The 20,071-nt window shown below is 47.1% G+C and carries 12 protein-coding genes; 4 read left to right on the top strand and 8 right to left on the bottom strand.

The annotated features are described in order from the left end of the window. Positions 1-50: 50 nt before the first annotated feature. The 7 genes from PN498_RS02950 to PN498_RS02920 form a co-directional block, all read right to left on the bottom strand. Positions 51-1,250 carry a hypothetical protein gene (locus PN498_RS02950; protein WP_272061186.1) on the bottom strand — a complete coding sequence of 400 codons (1,200 nt, stop codon included), beginning with the start codon at positions 1,248-1,250 and terminating at the stop codon, positions 51-53. A gap of 168 nt (positions 1,251-1,418) precedes the next feature. Continuing rightward, positions 1,419-1,655, bottom strand: coding sequence for a hypothetical protein (locus PN498_RS02945; protein WP_272061185.1), 237 nt, complete (start codon positions 1,653-1,655; stop codon positions 1,419-1,421). Between the two features lie 1,035 nt (positions 1,656-2,690). Further along, entirely contained in the window at positions 2,691-4,322 is a 1,632-nt protein-coding gene (locus PN498_RS02940; protein ID WP_272061184.1) for a 2-isopropylmalate synthase, read from the bottom strand. A 394-nt stretch (positions 4,323-4,716) separates the two neighbouring features. Continuing rightward, positions 4,717-6,369, bottom strand: a complete 1,653-nt coding sequence (locus tag PN498_RS02935) for an alpha-amylase family glycosyl hydrolase (protein ID WP_272061183.1) — start codon at positions 6,367-6,369, stop codon at positions 4,717-4,719. Between the two features lie 330 nt (positions 6,370-6,699). Continuing rightward, the gene (crtO, locus tag PN498_RS02930) at positions 6,700-8,367 is read right to left on the bottom strand and encodes a beta-carotene ketolase CrtO (protein WP_272061182.1); all 1,668 of its coding nucleotides are present in this window, start codon (positions 8,365-8,367) and stop codon (positions 6,700-6,702) included. Between the two features lie 623 nt (positions 8,368-8,990). Beyond that, on the bottom strand, positions 8,991-10,517 hold the full coding sequence (locus PN498_RS02925) for a hypothetical protein (protein WP_272061181.1): 1,527 nt from the start codon (positions 10,515-10,517) through the stop codon (positions 8,991-8,993). 154 nt (positions 10,518-10,671) lie between these two features. Continuing rightward, complete coding sequence (locus tag PN498_RS02920) at positions 10,672-11,010, bottom strand: hypothetical protein (protein WP_272061180.1); 339 nt, start codon at positions 11,008-11,010, stop codon at positions 10,672-10,674. A gap of 381 nt (positions 11,011-11,391) precedes the next feature. Here PN498_RS02920 and PN498_RS02915 point away from each other — a divergent pair, with 381 nt between their 5' ends. Beyond that, positions 11,392-12,231: a photosystem II manganese-stabilizing polypeptide gene (locus tag PN498_RS02915; protein WP_272061179.1), complete on the top strand. Its 840-nt coding sequence runs from the start codon at positions 11,392-11,394 to the stop codon at positions 12,229-12,231. Positions 12,232-12,482: 251 nt separating this feature from the next. Beyond that, positions 12,483-12,884, top strand: coding sequence for a fluoride efflux transporter CrcB (gene crcB / locus PN498_RS02910; protein ID WP_272061178.1), 402 nt, complete (start codon positions 12,483-12,485; stop codon positions 12,882-12,884). On the opposite strand, the gene crcB (PN498_RS02905) is transcribed toward crcB (PN498_RS02910), so the two are convergent. Continuing rightward, positions 12,864-13,277, bottom strand: coding sequence for a fluoride efflux transporter CrcB (gene crcB, locus PN498_RS02905; protein ID WP_272061177.1), 414 nt, complete (start codon positions 13,275-13,277; stop codon positions 12,864-12,866). The two genes, crcB (PN498_RS02910) and crcB (PN498_RS02905), sit on opposite strands and share 21 nt — an antisense overlap. A 201-nt stretch (positions 13,278-13,478) precedes the next feature. Here crcB (PN498_RS02905) and PN498_RS02900 point away from each other — a divergent pair, with 201 nt between their 5' ends. After that, the gene (locus tag PN498_RS02900) at positions 13,479-14,900 is read left to right on the top strand and encodes a sensor histidine kinase (RefSeq protein WP_272061176.1); all 1,422 of its coding nucleotides are present in this window, start codon (positions 13,479-13,481) and stop codon (positions 14,898-14,900) included. Between the two features lie 204 nt (positions 14,901-15,104). After that, a complete protein-coding gene (locus tag PN498_RS02895; RefSeq protein ID WP_272061175.1) occupies positions 15,105-19,628 on the top strand; it encodes a chemotaxis protein CheB in 4,524 nt (1,507 codons plus the stop codon). The last annotated feature ends 443 nt before the right edge of the window (positions 19,629-20,071 follow it).

Raw genomic sequence — 20,071 nt, 5'->3', positions numbered from 1 at the left:
TTGACGAGGACTGAAACAAGGTCCTCATAGCTAAATACCAACCCTGTATGTCATTCGCCTACGATCTGCCGGGCGGCGTTTAACGCTTCTTGGTGACGAGGGCACAAGATAAAGATGTCTGGAGCGAAGTCGTTGTGGCCCGATCCAGCAATATAGTCTGCAACCGATTTTCCATCATTACTGATGACATCTAATTTTTGACAGTGAGACAAGGCTTCAAATGCGTCCTCTTCCTCCTCATCTTGACCTGTCAAATTTGCCCAAAGATCACTGAAGACAGTCTTGTTACAGCGCTTTGAACAATCGAAGTCCTCATTTTCTCTGTCCAATTCAGGTTCTTCACCACCCGCCCTAAAGTCACCAGACGCCCTGCCTGGTGACGCAGGTGGGTTGACAATTACTGGTGGCCCTGATGGCCCTGAGTCTCCGGAAGGTCCAGGCGGTCCGGAAGGTCCAGGCGGTCCGGGTGGTCCGGGTGGACCAGGTGGACCAGGTGGTCCGGGTACCCTAGCCAGTTCTGACAGTCCAGCTAATCCTTGTTCACCGGGTTGTCCTTGAGGACCTCTCTCCCCTGGAATTCCTGGGGGACCGGATGGCCCTGGGGGGCCTGCATTGCCTCGCAGACCTGTCTCTCCGGGTGGACCGGGTGGACCGGGTGGACCAGGCGAACCAGATGGCCCTTGGGGACCAGGCTTACCGGGAGTTCCTGCAATTGAATAGATGCCTCCGCCAACCCCCGTCAGAAGCAGCATGATAAAGAGCGTATTCAGAAACGCATTGAGCAGATTGCCAGAGTCAACCTGAAGTCGAATATATCTGACATAGTCCCTACCGACTTGAACTAAATCGCGATTAGCTACAGCGACCTGAGTGTAGACAACTTGCCCATTGATAGATTGTGCAATCAGCAAATTAGTCTGTTCCACTGACTGCTGTCTGCTTGAGTGGCGACGAGATCGTTTTCTACCAGCGGTTCTATTCTTAGTTGAATTGGGACCTAAAGTTGTTGTCGATGCCTGTTTTGGATCGCTCAGTAAACCTTTTTCGCTATGTCCAGAACTGATTGCTGTTGGAGATTCTGCCAAAATTTGCGCTATCAATCGATCAGTCTCAGCAGCGCTCTCCGATAAATCTGATGCTTGCCAGTAAATACGTCCGTTGGGATAAAACACGGTTACTTCAGGCACTGCATGATCGGGTATTCCTGTAGGAGGTTGGTGCGATCGCAGGGGGTTGCTCGCTGCACACATAGGTGAAATGGGTGAGGGTTAGATAGTGAGTGGGTAGGCACGGGAGTCAGCAGGGATGTAATTTATGACACCAGAGTAAGCGAAACGAACAGGAGGCTTTGTGGTTTAGCTCACTACTACTGGCTCTTTTTATCGCCATCTTCATCCCTGCCTTCCCAACACATCTAGTTATTGAGAAAACGAATCAACTCCTTCGATAAAGCCAGAACTTTGAGCAGGAGAAAGTTTCTTTGTCCAGTCTGTTCCAATGGCAACGTATGAGCCAAGTGCAACGACGACCAGAATAGAAACCCAGACGCTGAGGTTCAGCGTGGTAGAGCGTGTATAGTCTCTACCAACTTGAATATTGTTGCGACCAGCTTTTGCTTTTTGAGTGAGTTTGAAAGGCTGTTTAGGGTATTCCATGATGTATTTTGGGAAAGAACTTTACGCGATTGTGATAATTTTCAGGTTGGATTGTGATAATTTTCAGGATGATTGAAGAGACAGATTAACCGTATTAGCTTGTCTGTCTCTCATTGATTGTTTATCAGCTTTTTGCTGAGGGTTATCTTTTGCCGATTCTGCTGGGAACAAAATGTTCTGAAAATGCTTCAGATATTTTGAAGTGGAAACCAGAGAACTTGATTGACCTGTTGGGAGATAGGCTTGGGCTCAAAGAATTGCGATCGCAAATACGATGAACAAAAATGCTCGCCATTGGGTCTTGAAAACCTTTCTAATCTTTGCTGGGACAGAAAAGATTAGAATGCAAACCGTACTACCCAACGTAAATGTTGAGTAGCTCCCAATCCGATCAAGGCACTCGCAATAGTGCCTACTCAGCCCTTCTATTTCAGGAGATATTGGAAATCTTCTTTAGAATGGCTACGAGAAAAGCCCTGTAGATAACTCGATTTTTAGAATGCCTGATTTCTTCTGATGAGTCGATGGGGAAAAGTTCAGGAAGACTTCATTGCTTCAGAGTAATACTCATTTTTCTTCAGTCTTAGACTTCAGTTTTTGGATGTGACAAGCCTGTATATCTTTTTCAATAAATACAGCTTTAGCCTTCTAGACTTGTGTCCCAATAGCATCTGGGTGCTTAGCCCATAGCTAGATGACTAGCTGCATCGTCCTACCGAAACTGGCAACGGCTATACTTTTAAGAACTGCCTACAGCATCAGTGAGATGGGATTTGGGCGTTTTGGATTGGCGAGATTATTGCGGTCCTGAGTCGAGACTAATAACAATCCAATTCGCTCTGTGATTTACACATGCCTTCAACGAGTACTGCTGTTTTGCAGAGTGATTGCTGTTTTTTAATCAATATCTGTTCTTAAAAAATCAAAGAACTATAGCCGCCTTGTCCTGACAGAACTGGCGACGGCTATAGCCATAGCTCACATGAAGGCAGACGAGTTATTCGAATTAATCTTTCTGCCTTCATCATTCATCATCTATACTCTGGCAGCGGCGGCTGACTCCATCTCATCTCTTTGGGGATGAATGGTTTTGCCTGACTGCATGGAAGCATAGAGGCGATTCAGCGCGTTGAGATATGCCTGAGTGGAGGCGACAACGATGTCTGTATTGGCAGCGTGGCCCGCGAAGACGTTGTTTTCGTGGCGAATCCGAATGGTGACTTCCCCGATCGCATCAATGCCGGCAGTGACGGACTGAACTGAGAATTCAATTAGCTCATTAGGAATATTCACCACTCGGTTGACGGCCCGATAGACCGCGTCGACTGGACCAGTACCGATGGCCGCATCCGTGAGTTCCTGCCCGTCAGGCGTTCTCAGAGTGACGGTTGCCGTAGGCCGGGCGTTGTCGCCGCAGGAAACTTGCACTAGTTCGAGATGGAAATGTTCGGGGGTTTGCTGACTCTCGTCGTTCACCAAGGCGACAATATCCCAATCGGTTACAACCTTTTTCTTGTCTGCCAAATCTTTAAACCGGAGGAAAGCACGATTGAGTTCTTGATCGCCCAACTCGTGCCCTAGTTCCTTCAACCGAGTACGAAAGGCATTACGACCTGAGTGCTTACCGAGAACAATCTGGTTCTTGTTGAGACCAATGGATTCAGCATCCATAATCTCGTACGTGAGTTTGTTCTTCAACACGCCGTCCTGGTGAATCCCAGACTCGTGGGAAAAGGCATTCGCGCCAACGATCGCCTTATTGGGCTGCACAAACATTCCAGTCAAGTTCGAAACTAGGCGAGACGTTTGGTAAATCTCAGTAGTGTCGATGTTTGTCAATGGGGCTTCAGATTCCGCCGGACGACCAAAGAACGGATTGTAAAAGCTGCGACGCACATGCAGCGCCATGACCAACTCTTCCAATGCAGCATTGCCAGCCCGCTCCCCAATACCATTAATGGTGCATTCCAGCTGACGAGCGCCGTTCTTTACAGCCTCTAGGAAATTGGCAACTGCTAAGCCCAAGTCATTGTGACCATGGACTGAAATCACCGCCTGATCCACGTTGGACACATTCTCGGTGATCCCGCGAATCAAGCTGCCAAACTCGGTGGGCGTCAAATAGCCTACGGTGTCGGGAATATTGATTGTCGTGGCACCGGCGGCGATCGCCGCTTCCAAAACCCGATACATAAACTCAGGATCCGAACGTCCGGCATCTTCCGGCGAAAACTCTACATCGTCAGTGAAGGTTTTCGCATAGGTCACCATCTCTTGGGTAATGGCAAGTACCTCTTCTCGACTCTTGCGCAGCTTGTACTGCATGTGGATGTCAGACGTGGCGATGAAGGTGTGAATGCGTCCCTTGGCAGCAGGCGCGATCGCCCTAGCCGCCGTTTCAATATCTTGCTGCGTGGCTCTAGCAAGACCACAAATGGTCGGACCATTTTCAGTGCCCACGTGCTCCGCGATTTTATTAACCGCCTCAAAGTCGCCCGGACTTGCAAATGGAAATCCAGCTTCGATGATGTCCACACCCAGTCGTGCCAGTTGCCGCGCGATCGTCAGCTTTTCATCCACGTTCAGCGTTGCACCAGGAGATTGCTCTCCATCACGCAAGGTCGTGTCGAAAATCAAGATGCGGTCTGGATTGGGGTGATTAATCATCGTGCTTCACAATCAATAAACAACAAATTTGTAGCAACACGCACTATTTTAATCCCCTATTTTGGCCCCTGGTGCAGCGTATTGCGGAAATATTTGTTGGTTTGCTGACTTAGGGTGTAGAGAGTTATTGGTTCCTAAGCAGAGTTGAAAGAGACAAGGGCGGGCAACACTAGTTTAAGGCGTTTTCAGGCAATGAATATCCCCACGTCGGTGGTGTCGAGGAACAAGACCCAACAAGTTCAAAGCCTCTATTTCGTTGGGTTTCCTGACATTAGCCGCAACCTACCGCCTTAGTTTTCTCAGATCATTTCTTGTTAGAACTCTCCTAACCTTGCAGATTACTCGCCCCAATCATCTGCAGTGCTTGATCAAGCACTGCTCAAACTGTCTGTTGCTAGGACTGTAGAACCAACACTTTGGCTTCATACTCCGATAAGTCAATCATCAGAGACCCTCCCTCAGCAGGGATGTCATAGTCGTATCCCCACTCATGCCAAACACCATCGGCAGGGAAATGAGACAGAGTATATCCCGCACGGTATTGATCGGAGACGTTAGCAACGACGACGATCCGCGAACCTTCGTCATTCCAGCGACCATAGGCAAATACTTGGTCCTCTGGGTTTTCGTGAAAGAAGTCGATATTAGCTGTTTGCAGGGCTAAATTTTGCTTGCGTAGGGTAATCAACCCCTTGACATACTCAAACAAATTACGGTTGGAGTCATTCTTGAGCAGACTCCAATCTATCTTGGCTGATTCGATTGTTTTTGGTTTGTATTCGCCGAATTCTTCTCCCATCCATATCAGCGGCACACCAACCGCCGTCATCAGCAATGCCATTCCTAGCCTTACCCGTTTGAAAGCGGCCTCATCAAAAATCTCGTGATTTCCAAGCTCGACCATCAATCGCTGCTGATCGTGATTACCAATGTAATTAACGACGTTGGTCATTCCCAGATAACCTCGACGGCTGGGATCAAGAATCTCCTTCAAAGCGGCGAGATCAAAATGTTCTCCGCAGAGTTGAGGCACTAATGTGTGATAGAAGCTGTCATGCCAGCAGCCGTCCATTGGACCGTCTTGATTGGTGATGCTGGGCGTATCAGGGATGTGTTCAGCCACGTTATAAAACGGTTTTTCCCCAGCAGCCTGCTTGGTTTCATTGACAATCCAGTGCATAAAGTCATAGTTGCCAATTTGCTTGGCGGCATCGTAGCGGATGCCGTCGATATGGTATTCCTCAATCCAAAAACGTACAGCGTCGCCAACAAAGCGACGGGCAGGATAGGTTTCTAAGTTGTCGTCATAGTGTTCGTAATTAAACTCGGGTCCCCAATTCTGATCGGGATCCTTAGGTTCGTGATAATACCAGTAGTCATGATCAATTTGAGTTAGGGGGCATTCTGCTTCGGAGTGGTTGTAGACACCATCCATCAATACCCGAATGCCACGACTATGACACTCATCAATCAGCGCCTTCAACTCCGCAGTACTGCCGTAGCTCGATTCGCTAGCGAAGAAATAGCGAGGGTTGTAGCCCCAGCTATGGTCACCCGGATACTCTTTCACGGGCATCATTTCAATCGCGTTGATGCCTAATTCACACAGGTAATCGAGCTTTTCGAGCACATGCTGATACTGTCCGCGAGGATATTGGTCTGCCTCACCTCCAGAAAAATCACCAACATGCATCTCATAAATAATGAGCTCATGATCAGCGGGTAATGGATGGCTATCGTGGTTCCACACGTAGGTGTCAACAATACGCTCTCCATCCTTGATGTGAACAATGCCATTCTGTGAGGCATCATCAATATTAGTGGCATAGGGATCGGTAACTTCTACCCACGTATCAGGTTCGAGAAACCAACTTTTAGACTGCACCTTGTATTTATATTGGTAAGTGCCGTCCGCTAAATCTAATTGCACTCGGAAGAAGCCATCTTCCCCCTTTTCCATTGGCACATCTTCCCAGTCAGAAAAACAGCCTTTGAGAATGGCTTGATTGTTGTAAGGAGCAAACAAAGCAAATTCTATTTGACTCATCGAAAAAAGCTCCAGAACGAAGATGACTAAGATGAATTCCCATTCGCCCAATATCAGCAAGCGTTAATGCTGTTGGGCTATCCCTTTAGTAGACTGACTCCGTGTGATGTAAGTCATAAAATAGAGCTAGGCGATCGCCTTTGCTAAACCCCCTAAGATAGAAATCTGTTGATGAATAGAGAGATAAAAAACAGAGGGGGTTAGGCAATGGTGACAAATGAGATAGCTGTTGCCGACTTTGCCGGACAAAACGGCACGCCATCTGGCTATGGCACGTCAGTGGGTCGCCTGTAGATTCGATAGTCAGCGTTGCTGCTATGGGTTGCTGCCCTAGCGAGGTAACAAGGTCTTACCAAGCTCTTCTAAACGATGCAGGAAGGGTCGCTGAGCATTGAGGAAAGTTCGAGCACAATTACGCCCTGGCATACCTGAAATAGCACCACCGGGATGAGTTCCTGCCCCGGTTAAATAGAGACCATTGATAGGTGTCGTGTAATTAGCAATTTCTGGCAGAGGCCGGAAGAAAACCATCTGATCTAGGGTCATATCTAGATGATAGTAATTCCCTTTGTAGGCTCCTAAACGCTGTCCTAACTCAGCCGGACTCTCAACGTTGCGGGCGATGATAGCTGACTTAAGGTTAGGGGCATAGTCAGCCAGTTTGTCGATGACGCGATCGGCGACAGCATTTTTCCGTTCATCAGTCCAACCTGTTCCTGCCAGCCCATCATTTTCACCCGCAATCTGATAGGGAGCAAAGAACTCGATCCATAAAGTGTGCTGACCGTCGGGTGCCATGCTGGAGTCACGGACGGTGGGAACTACTGCATAGAGTGACGGATCAGCATCAGGGATTTTGCCAACCTCAGGTTCCTGGTGAGCGATTTCAACATGCCGTACTGAATCGGCGATGAGCACAGACCCAGTAAGGTACTCATCGCGATGTTGGTATGCTTCGAATCGAGGTACTTCGGCAAGGGCACAGTCAATTCTCAGAATGGTCTCATTATTGTTAACTGTGCGGCGTTCTAACCGAGTTTGTAATTCATGAACATCGCTGCCGACCTCTCTGGCATCAACAAGCTGTAGGAAAACGCGCTTGGCGTCAATGTTGGAGATAACGCCAAGGCCAGCGCGATACTCTTGTCCGCCGTTGACGCGCACACCAACAGCCTTGCCGTCGTCAATCAGGATGCGTTCAACAGATTGATCTGTGAACAAGCTACCTCCCTTGTCCTTAACCAAGCGGACCAGGGCTTCAGTAAGGGCCCCTGTTCCACCACGCGGTCGAGCCATCCCAGGGTTGTGGCGCATAGACATCATCATGCCGCCAACAGAGATGGTCTTTTGTGACGGAGGGGCTCCAAACTCAGACGCTAAACGGGCTAAGGGAGCTTTAATGAACTCGGAATCAAAATACTCATCAAGAATATTCTGGGGACTCGATAGCATCGTACGGATTAGGTCCAGCGTTTCATGGGGACCCCCTAAAATGCTCAACAGGTTTTTGAGACTGGTGAGGTCGTAATTGCCCAAAATATCGATAATGGCTTGAGGAGGTGCGTTAAAGATAGGCACGATCGCTTTAGTGAGCCGCTGCCAAAAGTCAATAAACTCTCGATATTTCTCAGCATCGCGGCGATTGAAGCGAGCGATTTCGGCACAAGTTTTATCAAGCGATCCATAGGAAAGAAAGTACTTACCGTCGGGGTGAGGACAAAATACAGTGGGATCACAATACAAATATTCCAGCCCGTATTTCTTCAGCTCTAACTCTTCTACGACTGGACCAAGATGGATAAACTCGTGATCAATCGCGCACCGATTGAACCGAAATCCAGGGGCTTCCTGAGGCATTAATTCTTCCGTTGTCGCGGCCCCTCCTGGAATGGAGCGTTTTTCTAGTAAAGCTACGCTGTAACCTGCCTTGAGTAAGTAGGCAGCGCACACAAGTCCGTTGTGACCCGCACCAATAATGATGACGTCGTAGTTATTCATAAGAGATGAGCCGTTAGAGATTAGTTGAAGCGACCCTTACAAGCACGCCGCAATCACCTCTCTTGGTTTAACTTAATCAGTGAGCGCAGATACTCTACCAAAAGGATTAATCGATGAAATAAGCTCAGGAATTAGAAGGTAGGAGCTGGAAATTCATCACAATCTGCATACTCGACGTTTTAGCGATCGCCTAATTGGAAAACACTCATAAAACTGCCAATTAAAAAGGGCTTGGCCAAATTCGCCAAACCCTTTTTAGTCTTTCAGAACTGTAGAACTTTCAAACGATAAATAAACTGCACTTAACTAGCTGAACAGTAGAGAACTTACTAGATGTACACAACCTCACAACCATCTTTTAAGTATGTAATCGCTTAGCAAAATGCTTTAAGCGCAATATTGATGTTGTTGAAGTCAATTGTTAACCGTTTTGAACTTTCACCAGCTTTCCAAAAAGCTACTTTTGAAATGCTTGTATCGGTATTCAGTTGTTGCTTTGTTATTACTAAATTATCACACCCGCTCTGAAAAAACAGAGGGTTAACGCAAGTTAATACCCGTTTAACTAAGTTAGGGAATAAGCGTTAGAGATGTTTAAAGAGAGCGGGAATGGCGCGACTGTGCTATTGGAGTTGGCAGAATTTACGGGCGCGATCAAATTCGATGTCTTGCCATGAATAGGCAAAGTGACTGATGGAGTTGATTTCGGGAGCACCCTGCTGGATTGCCTGCATCTGAATTTCGAGAGAGGGGCGATCGCGAGTCGATTGTCCCCAAGTTCCTGCGATCGCGGGCTTCACAAACTGACTGCCCTGGGGACCGGCTACGGCCATGACCTGTCGAATTTCGTCGAGGATGCAGCCCGTGTGTCCGCAGACGCCGTAAGCCATTGGATGCCAAGTCATCCATGTCGGAAAGCGATCCCAATACTGAAGGCGAGAATCAAATCCCTGTCCTATGACCCGATTCCCCCCCGGAAAGAACACAGCTCCTGAACGCAACCCTTGCTGCTGGGCAAATTGACCTGATTGCGTCAGAAAGTCTGTGACGCCCTGGACCGCATGGGCAACGGATAAACGCCACAGTTCGTCTTGCAAAACCGACAACGGTGTATGAGTCTCGGTATCTCCCTTGCTTTCTGAGGGAATGCGGCTTTGCCAAAGCGGTTCAATTTCGTTGGGATATAGCTGACCAATATCGTCTAAGTCAGTGTTGACAAGATATCCCCGGCTGATATAGCGACGAATCAGCTCCAATCCCTGATAGTTCATAGCCCGCTGAAAGAGAGCATTGCGAGATGCCTCGCCGTAAATCCACAGGTCATCCACTTGGCTGGCGACTGAGTGGGTGCCAATGCCGCGAGGATATCGGATGTAATCAAACAGAATGCCTTTGGGGCGACGCTCTGAAATCTCTGCCAACATGATTTGAAAATCCTGCTGGGCTTGCAGACTGTAGGGATCTACAAACACTTCTTGTGCGTTACTCGTTGATCCCGCATTAGCAAACGCTTGAGAGTCTTGTCCTCGTCCATTGATGGCCAATGATTGGAGCCGACCTGTCTGCTGAGTATAGGAATAGCCAAAATTGAGAGTGAAGACCCAAGCATAGGTATCCATCCCGCGTTGCTTGCCGCTCTCTATTGTTTCAGCGAGTAGATCTCGTCGCTCATAACCTGCCGTGTTGACGACGGAGGGCCATACCGTAGGGTTGTCTGCCTGAGGCAGTAGGACTAAGCCGCTATAAAATGCTTCGAGGTAAATTTGGTTGTATCCCAAATTGGCAATCCGATCTAGAACAGCGTCTAAAATGCCGGGCTGTAGATCGCAGGAATAAAGTCTGAGCCAAACCGCTTGCTCATTAGGCCAAGTTGATTGGCGACATTGTTCTAATGCCCGAGCGTGCTGCTCAACGAAAGCGCGATATTGATTACGAGCTTGTTCGTTATTACCCTCAAAAGCGGCTTGTCTTAAGGTCTCTTTACGAACCGCGTCTGCTTGAGAGATATGGCAATAGCTGTTGAGTTGGATTGATTGAGCTGCAGCAGGCCATAGTGAACTTAGAGTAAGCGTGGTCCCTATTGTCAAAACAACTCGGAAACTTTCCGCCGACGAAACCCACTGCAACAGGCGTGTTCGTACCCTTTTCATCTGAATACTGTTGTCCCTAAACCTTATTGAGAGGAAATGATGCAGCGATGTTACTTGATGTTGCGAAAAAAAGCTCTTTTTATGATCTAACTTTGTGTCTGCAACAGTTCAGTTCTGCGATTCCCTGATTCTGCGATCGCTATCTTCAACCCTCTCATCGGTTGGAATCTCGCTGGTCGCCGTCCTCCATTCCCGGTTCTGCTAGTTCAAAACCATCTAATAGGTTTTTCAAGCGCAGACGCTGAATATACGGCCAACCTCCGTTCACTTCAATATCACGAAGCAGGGCGTAAAGTCGCTGGCGATTAGTCGGCAGGGCGTCCTGGAAAAGTTCATCGCGAATATGAGCATGGAGAGATTCTAGGAGACGCAAAAGCTCAAGTAGGGCAATTTCATCTCCCCGGCGAACCAATGCAGTCCGTTCAATGGACTGAGCTAAGGTTTGTAAATCAGCTGGAAGATTGTTTAACTCCAACCTAATGCGATCGCCCATCCCTACCTATGCTCCCATTAGACTCTTCAAAGAAGTCCCCACTACTCTAGCCGTTTCTTTGATGAGTGCAGAGATTAATTCGCTTTACAGTTCTTCATGTTATCCGCTGAATCCGGTTCGACTGCGGTGTTGAGGAGCTAAGCCATGTAGAATGCTAACTTGAGGCTTTACGTGGCTCTCGTCAGCAAGCAATCCTCGTCAATAGAATCAAAATTTTTTTGGCAGATTTATGAGGATGATTTTAGTGGAGACTTTTCAAGCCTCATTCTTTTGGGGATGAGGGTAACAGTTAACGCTGAGATGCTGAGCCACTCAAGTCTGCATTAATATTCTGTGCTGACAGAACTCCATTATAGAGACTCTATGCTTTTGAGGTTGACCATGAGGTATCGTGCGCTCATTGTTGCTTTCCTGGCGGTGTGCCTGGGATTTCTAACTGCTTGTAGTAATGCTCCTGTTGCTACTGCGGATAAACCCCTAACCTACGATGAACTCCGCAATACTGGATTAGCAAATAAATGTCCTCAGCTTTCTGAAACTGCTCGGGGCACCATTCCAATTGACGGAGACACACAATATCAAATTGCTGGGCTGTGTTTGGAGCCGACCAATTTCTTTGTGAAAGAAGAGCCGACCAATAGTCGTCGGGAACCCGAATTTATTTCAGGGAAGAGCTTAACTCGCTACACATCCTCGTTGGATCAAGTCCGAGGTGACTTGGTGCTTGAGAATGATGGCAGTTTGACTTTCTTGGAGAGGGACGGTATGGATTTCCAAGCCGTCACGGTTCAGCTGCCTGGCGGAGAACAAGAACCCTTCTTGTTTACCGTCAAAGGTCTGACGGCTCGTTCTCAAAGTGGGCTAAACGCCATCACGACTTATACCGATTTGGAGGGCAGCTATAAAGTTCCTTCTTATCGAACGTCTAACTTCCTAGATCCAAAAGGTCGTGGTTTGGCAACCGGTTACGACTATGCAGTAGCGTTGCCTGCTAGCGGTGATAGTGAGGAGCTTCGTCGAGAGAATACAAAAGCTTTCGATATTGGCGAGGGTCACATTTCTCTCATGATTTCCAAAGTAGACAGTAAAACAGGCGAAATCGCAGGGACTTTCGAGGCCCTTCAGCCTTCTGACACTGATATGGGAACAGCTGAGCCAGTAGATATTAAGATTCAGGGAATCTTCTACGGCTACATTGAGGAAGCCTACGAAGCTGCCTAGTCATGGTTACGGCGCGATCGCTCTAAGCCATTCGTGAATATCGACAGAACGGGGAGGTTTTTACCTCCCCATTTTTATGGGTTGAGCTATGGCCGGTCTGGGTTGTGTACTCGACGCCAGCCGGATGGGTCAGCCGTTTTGTGCTAACGGAACTGGTGCGTGACAGGTCTATGGTGACCTATCAAGTAGCAAGGGCACCTTACACAATAAGGTTTCTGAAAGTTGGATTGTGGGGTGTAACGAAAGGCAGAATGAACTGGATTCCTCTCTCAATCAGCCTTGGTGCGGTGGCAGGTGCTCTGAGTCGCTACTACATCACGCTTTTTTGGATTCGACACAAAGGCGATCGCTTCCCCCACGGAACCCTGTTTGTTAATCTTCCAGGTGCATTCATGATGGGCCTGATCGCTTCTCTGACAACTGCTTTCACGATGTCAGCCGGTCTTCAAACATTTCTGATAGTTGGATTTCTGGGTTCCTACACGACCTTTTCGTCATACATTTTGGACGTAGCCAAATTGTGGCGATCGCGACACCAAGGCATCGCTATTGTTTACTGGATGGGAAGTGCAGTGCTCGGACTGCTATGTGTTGAACTCGGAATTTTTCTGGGCCAAATAATTATCTCATATTCAAATATCTTTGTGATGTGAAGTGATCAATGTTGCCGCTAAAACACCCAGTTGCAAACAAATTAAGCCTAGAATCGGACTTCCAACCCAGTAAAACAGAGCTTTTTGAAGGTTTGACGTTTCTATTAGCTGAAAAACGTCTAAACCGTAGGTCGAAAATGTCGTATATGAACCTAAAAATCCTGCTGTTATCAAAAGAATAAGTTCTGGTTTAGCTGCCAAACGATTGACGGAAACCGTAGCCACAAAGCCCATCAAGAAGCAACCGCTCAGGTTTATCCAAAACGTATCAACAGGAAACTCGGTCGTTATGGAGAAGGCAAGCCATTGGCCAAGATAATATCGACTCAGTGCTCCCGCGATCGCACCTGTTCCAACTGCAATTGGTGCTCTAAGTAGAGGTTCTTCTGACATTGACAGGTATTTCTGACATTGATAGACACTGACGATTGAATTTGGAAAAGTACTTTCAATGCTTTCCGTGAATGTGCTTATTGTTGGTGAGGTTTAGCTAAGTTAGGGATTTCAATATATTGAACAGCGGCTAGTATAGAGCAATATGCATCTACGGATTTAGCTCTTCGACGGTCAAGTTTTTTAAAACCCTCAAAAATCATGCCTGAAAGAGCAAAACCTGTATCAATCAAGGGCAAAAATTTGTCTCAGCGGTGTGCTTGCCCTTGTCCTGATAATGAAATTGAACGTCTGGCTGCTCTCAATGAATACGACATTCTAGATTCATTGCCTGAGCAATATTATGACGACTTGACACAGCTTGCAGCTTACATCTGTGAAACGCCGATCGCGCTCATTAGTTTTCTGGATCGCGATCGGCAGTGGTTCAAATCGCGTTATGGCCTCACGAAAACTGAAACACCTCGTGAATATGCGTTTTGCGCTCACTCGATTTTGAAGCCAAATGCCCTGTTCATTGTGTCTGATGCGACTCAGGATGAACGGTTTTACCAAAATCCACTGGTGACAGGTGCGCCCAACATTCGTTTTTATGCCGGTGCTTCCCTGATGTCTCCCAAAGGGCTTCCCTTGGGGACTATTTGTGTCATCGATCGTGTTCCCCGCCAATTAACTCCTCAGCAGGAAGAATCCCTCTGGGCCTTGGGGCGTCAAGTAATGGCACAGCTTGAGTTGCGTGTTCAATCGGCCCAACTCCAAAACGAAAAAGCAACTCTTCAGCGTACGCTCGAACGATTGACAACCACTCAACACAGCCTGTTGCAGGCTGAGAAGATGTCAGTGATTGGAGAGTTGATTGTTGATGTGGCTCAAAGAATTAGCGACCCGCTCAACTTCATCCATGGCAATCTCCAATTTTGTCAGGATTACACTGATCGACTTTTAAAGTTGGTTTCGCAATACCGAGATGACTACATATCCTCAGAGAATACTGCCAATCCAGACGTTATAGAAGAACTGGACTATCTCGTTGCTGACTTCCCTAAACTCGTCCTGTCCATGCGGAATGGATCAGAACGGGCCAGAGCAATTCTTCGCTCTTTGCAGACACTGTCGTATCACACGCGATCACCCGGTGCGTTTACGAATGTCAACGAAAGCTTGAATACTGTTTGTGAGCTGTTGCAGGGGCAGTTTCAAGAGAATCTAGCTGCAAAGGTTGTAAAAATCAAAAAGCGGTATAGCGATCTTCCTGCCATTTATTGTGTACCCGGTCAATTGAATCAGGCCCTTATCCATCTGCTTGACTATGCTCTGATGGCCGTGGCAGAGGAGGATGAGTCACATCATTCTGCTGAAAAATTGCCTGAAATCGTCATCTCTACTCATTGTGTTGATGCTACACACGTCCAGATTGCGATCGCAAACAATAGAGTAGGACTTTCTGAAGAGGAGCAAACTCACCTCACTGGACCGATGACCTATGGACACAAAGTCAGTATGGGAACAGCAATTAGCTATCGCATTATTCAAGAAATGTTGGGGACTATAGACTGCCAATGTGTACCCGGACAAGGAACTCGAATAACGGTAACACTGCCGATTTGCGCCCCAACTTCGTAAAGTAAGCTTTCACCTTTCGAGGCTCTTACAGTCTGCTTCCGAGCATCTAGGCTCAGAATCCTTTTTGTAAATAAGAATGCAAATTTATTGAGGTTGTTGTCGTTAATTTTTCGGTAGGTAAATTGTTAACGACCTGCCTACCTCTATATCTTTACAACCGTCATCATAGAAACACCTGTTTCAGCAATCAAAGATCTCTGGATAATGAGCAATTCTAATTCCTCCGATAACTTTTTCGTGGTCGGCATCGGGGCCTCTGCTGGCGGAGTCCAGGTATTAGAAACTTTCTTCAAGCACATACCTAACCGACCAGATGCTTCATTTGTGGTTGTGCAGCACCTTTCTCCCGACTTCAAGAGCATGATGTCAGAGATCTTGCAGCGGCACACCTCGATGACCGTACATCAAATCGATGATGGCACGCCAATTACGCCGGGGACCGTTTATGTCCTTCCTCCACGGAAAAATGCAGTTATCTCAAATCGCAAACTGCACCTGCTGGATCGCCCCGGCAATCTCAACTATCCGATTGATCTATTTTTTGAGTCGTTAGCTAGAGAGTTTGCCGAACATGCCATTGGCATTGTCCTTACAGGTGGGGGAAGTGATGGCACAGAGGGTTTGCAGAGTATTAGTCGAGCTGGTGGAGTTGCCCTAGTTCAGTCCCCTGAAACCGCTCAGTTTGGGAGTATGCCAGTCAACGCAATCTCCTCCGGCTTTGTTGACAAAATTCTGTCGCCAAAAGAATTAGCTGAAGCGGTCTGTGACATTGTGCAGTTTGTGAGCGATCAGAAGGCAGAGCAGGGCGAAGATGAAGCGTTTGTCACCCAGTCTCAACTCCGACAAATTATCGAGGTCCTGTCTGAGCATGAGGACGTTGATTTCTCCGACTACAAGGCTAATACCCTTAGGCGGCGAATTCGGCATCGCTGTGCGCTGAGCCGTTCCAGCAGCGTGGATGATTATTTGCGGCTGCTGCAAGGCTATTCTGAGGAACGAAAACTACTGCGGCAAAGTTTGCTCATTGGTGCTACATCATTCTTTCGAGACGATCATCCCTGGCAGATTTTATCGACAGAAGTGTTGCCCCAGCTGTTGACAGACATGGTGGATGGTCAGCAATTGCGGATTTGGGTTTCGGCTTGTGCCACTGGGGAAGAAGCGTACTCACTGGCGATGATTGTTGATGAAGCTATCGTCAGAACGAATAAGAACATTCAGGTCAAACTGTTTGCTACGGATATTGATAATCAGGCTCTGGCGATCGCGGCTAAAGGTCGCTATTCAGAGACAATCACAAATAATATTTCACCGGAGCGGTTAGAACACTACTTCGTTTACCAAGACGGCTATTTTCAGGTCAAACAGTTTCTTCGAGAGATGCTAATCATTTCTCCCCATGACCTGACTAAAAATCCAGGCTTCTCCAAGATGCATCTTGTGACTTGCCGCAATGTCTTGATCTACATGCAGCCCCAGCTTCAGGAACAGGTTCTGCGGCTGCTCCATTTCACCCTGAGACCCAAGGGCTTTCTGCTACTGGGCAGCTCTGAGAATTTGGGACGCTTTAGCGATGAGTTTGATTCCATCAACGCCAAGTGGAAGCTGTTTCAGAAAAGAGAAACGGGGAATCGCTTTTTGCCCTCAGCCACACCCCGCTCAACACTTTCAATCGTGCAGCCTAGTCGTCAACTTCAAGGGAAACGGCTGCAGAACGAACGGATTGAGAAGCAATTTACGGCTCTGTTAGCTCACTGCTTTGAGGATGAATTAGCAACTTGTCTTTTGGTCAACGCCGAAAATGAGATTGAACGGGTTTTCTATGACTCAGCAAAGCTGCTCACATTTGCTCCGGGCGAGGTCCGCCTGCAAGTGACAAAGTTTGTTCCTGCCGTTCTTAAGCTTCCGCTAGAAACCTCGATGAATCGTGCTCGTCGGGAGAACAAAACCGTTCTATACAAAGACATTTATCTCCGTAAGAACGAGCAAGACTACAGTATCAACTTGAAAGTCGGTCATTACCCGGATGGTCCAGACGGACAGCTCATCATCATCGTGAGTATGGCAGTGTCAACTGTTCGTTCTCATGATGAACAGACCTACCAAATTGACGCTGAAGTCACCAATCAACTATTGGAATTGCAGAGCGAGCTGCAGCAAACCCGTGAGAATTTGCAGGTGACGATCGAAGAGCTAGAAACAACCAACGAAGAGCAGCAGGCGACTAACGAAGAGTTGTTAGCCTCCAATGAAGAACTTCAGAGCACCAACGAAGAACTCCAATCGGTCAACGAAGAACTCTATACTGTCAATGTCGAACATCAGAACAAGATCAGAGAGCTAACTCAGCTCAATGAAGATATCGATAATCTACTGCGTAGCACCGATATCGGTGTCGTCTTTATTGACCGCAACCTTAATATTCGCAAATTCACGCCGAACGTGTCAGAAATTATCAATGTCTTTCCAGCTGACATTGACCGTCCCCTGTCGCATTTCACGCACTCTCTTGCCGACGTTGATTTGAGGGAATTTACCCAACAGATTTTAATCTCTGAAGAAGCTGCGGAACAGGAAGTCTATAACTACCGCAATAGCGACACGCTGCTTATGCGGGGCAACCCCTATTTACGAGGTGATGGAGCACGTGACGGGGTAGTCCTTTCTTTTGTGAAGATCAACGACATAACAGCTATTCGAGCAAAACTAGAAGAGACAAACTCCCTTCTAGAGAATATCTACACGACCAGTCCAATTGGCTTTGCTTTGCTCGATGAAAATCTACACTATCTGCGCGTGAACCGTACTTTAGCTGAGATTAATAAATATCCCGTTGATGAAACTATTGGGAAACACATTACAGACGTTCTAGACGGTGAAGTTGGCAGGCTAGCTCAACAACTTCACGAGCAGGTCCTGGAAACGGGCGCACCTATTCGCAATCGTCTAATTGAAGGTGTTCTTCACGAAGGTGAACAACTCCGTTACTGGACCGCGAGTTATTTTCCGGTGCCGTTACACAATGGCCAGCGGGGTGTTGCAGCAGCCGTTACTGAAATCACAGACCTTAGGAAAGCTGAACAAGCTGTAGAAGAGAGTCAGCGGTTTATCAGTCGCATCTCAGAATCAACGCCTGGTATCGTTTACATTTACGATGTCACAACCCATCGGATTATCTATCTCAACAACACGGTAACCGCTCTATTAGGCTACACCGTGGATGAAGTGTTGCAGATGGACAACCTCCTGGACCAGCTTGTTCATCCTGATGATGTATCAACGCTGCAGAGCTATTACATCCGGCTGATAGCCGTTGATGAGATGACCGAAACGCTTGAGTTGCGTATTCGCAAGAAAGACGGTAAGTGGCGCTGGTTAGAAATGCGGAATGTCGTCTTCAGCCATACCGAAACTGGGGAGATTGAACAATTCTTAGGCATTAGTACGGACATTACTCAGCGTAAACGAGCCGAACGGGAGTTGCGGAAACAAAAGAAAGCTTTAGAGGACGCTATTTCGATGGCTCAAGCAGCAGACTCTGCCAATCAGGCGAAGTCTGAATTTCTAGCTAATATGAGTCATGAGATTCGCACCCCAATGAATCTTATTTTGGGAACAAGTCAACTGCTGTCTCGTACCGATCTCAACCCACAGCAACAGGATCTACTGCGGGTACTTCGCAACAACGGCAAAGTCTTACTAACGCTCATCGATGATATTCTTGATCTCTCCAAGCTAGAAGCTCATGAGCTGAGAATCGAGAGCCATGCTTTCAACCTTAAGCACTCTCTCCATAGCCTGGCAGAGCCATTCGTACATCAGGCTGAACAGAAGGGCGTTCAATTTACCACCGAGATTGATGACGCCGTACCGCAAACTGTCTTAGGTGACGAATTCCGCATCCAGCAGGTCCTGCGAAATTTATTGAGCAACGCCTTTAAATTCACAGAGACAGGGGAAATTCGAATTGCCGTTGTAATAGAGCAGGCTTCAGAGAAGGCTACCGCGAGTGAAGCCAATCCAACAAAAAATGCTTTAATATTTCGAGTCATCGATACGGGTATTGGCATTGAACCCGAGGTTCAAAGCAAGTTATTTGAACCTTTTATCCAGGCCGATACCTCAACAACGCGACAATATGGAGGCACAGGTCTAGGGCTGACGATTTCTAGACGCATTGTCGAATTAATGGAGGGGCAGATCGGTGTCGAGAGTGTTCCTGGAGAGGGTTCGACATTTTGGTTCAAGATTCCCTATGCCATACCAGAGAGTGAAACGACTCCGCAGCCGTTAGAGACTTCTGAAAACACCTCCCAACCAGTTTCTGTACAACCTAACTTTCTAGTGGTGGAAGACAATCAGGATAACCAGCACTTATTGACGCTGATGCTGGAGGAACTCGGTTATTTGAATGTAGAGGTGGTTGATGATGGTCAGGCCTTTTTAGACAAATTGAGTGCAGACCAAGCTGACGGCAAGCACTACGACATCGTTCTCATGGATTGTCAGATGCCTCGCCTGGATGGCTACGAAGCGACAAGGCAGTTTCGTCAAAATGAACCCGAAGAGCAAAACTTATACATTATTGGTCTCACCGCCAATGCCATGCAGGGCGATCGCGAGAAATGCTTATCTGCTGGGATGAACGATTATCTGAGCAAACCTATTGAATTAGAAAAGTTAGCGAGCATATTAGAAAAGTCACTTGAAGAACAAAAGAAAATATAAAAATGCTGATAACCTTACCGAAGTTCAGTATTTTTAACTAGTTCAAATCAAGTGAGAAAATGATCTCTGAAAGCTTTTCAACTGTATTGCTCTTTGAATAGTGACGAACTGTTTGACTTTGTGTGAGTTTATTACTTCACCGTTAGTCCTCAACTGGAAAGTTGGCAAAGCAAATTGAACCTTCGATGAGCTGAGAAGCCGTTTCTTGTTATTTCTTGATAAGCAATCATGGTGTTGTTCAACTACCGTTTTTCTACTAATACTGCTTGCTTTGGGCTTTCATTGCCGTCATAGGCCGTACCTACGAAGGCATCAAAAGTTATTAAAAGAATGATATTTTCGCTTCAAAAAATACCCTTGCTCTGGATTTACAGTGTCAAAGCCTATTTTTCTTGACCTGTAAGAAAGGTTTCTTGTACTCCTGAACAAGAAATGTAAAGGAG

It is taken from the genome of Oscillatoria sp. CS-180 (assembly GCF_028330965.1).
Lineage (GTDB): Bacteria > Cyanobacteriota > Cyanobacteriia > Phormidesmidales > Phormidesmidaceae > Halomicronema.
This window is presented reverse-complemented; position numbering and strand designations above follow the sequence as displayed.

Coding starts and splice junctions, on each gene's coding strand:
- PN498_RS02950 (WP_272061186.1), bottom strand. CDS start 1,250: ATGTGTGCAGCGAGCAACCCCCTGCGATCGCACCAACCTCCTACAGGA.
- PN498_RS02945 (WP_272061185.1), bottom strand. CDS start 1,655: ATGGAATACCCTAAACAGCCTTTCAAACTCACTCAAAAAGCAAAAGCT.
- PN498_RS02940 (WP_272061184.1), bottom strand. CDS start 4,322: ATGATTAATCACCCCAATCCAGACCGCATCTTGATTTTCGACACGACC.
- PN498_RS02935 (WP_272061183.1), bottom strand. CDS start 6,369: ATGAGTCAAATAGAATTTGCTTTGTTTGCTCCTTACAACAATCAAGCC.
- crtO (WP_272061182.1), bottom strand. CDS start 8,367: ATGAATAACTACGACGTCATCATTATTGGTGCGGGTCACAACGGACTT.
- PN498_RS02925 (WP_272061181.1), bottom strand. CDS start 10,517: ATGAAAAGGGTACGAACACGCCTGTTGCAGTGGGTTTCGTCGGCGGAA.
- PN498_RS02920 (WP_272061180.1), bottom strand. CDS start 11,010: ATGGGCGATCGCATTAGGTTGGAGTTAAACAATCTTCCAGCTGATTTA.
- PN498_RS02915 (WP_272061179.1), top strand. CDS start 11,392: ATGAGGTATCGTGCGCTCATTGTTGCTTTCCTGGCGGTGTGCCTGGGA.
- crcB (WP_272061178.1), top strand. CDS start 12,483: ATGAACTGGATTCCTCTCTCAATCAGCCTTGGTGCGGTGGCAGGTGCT.
- crcB (WP_272061177.1), bottom strand. CDS start 13,277: ATGTCAGAAGAACCTCTACTTAGAGCACCAATTGCAGTTGGAACAGGT.
- PN498_RS02900 (WP_272061176.1), top strand. CDS start 13,479: ATGCCTGAAAGAGCAAAACCTGTATCAATCAAGGGCAAAAATTTGTCT.
- PN498_RS02895 (WP_272061175.1), top strand. CDS start 15,105: ATGAGCAATTCTAATTCCTCCGATAACTTTTTCGTGGTCGGCATCGGG.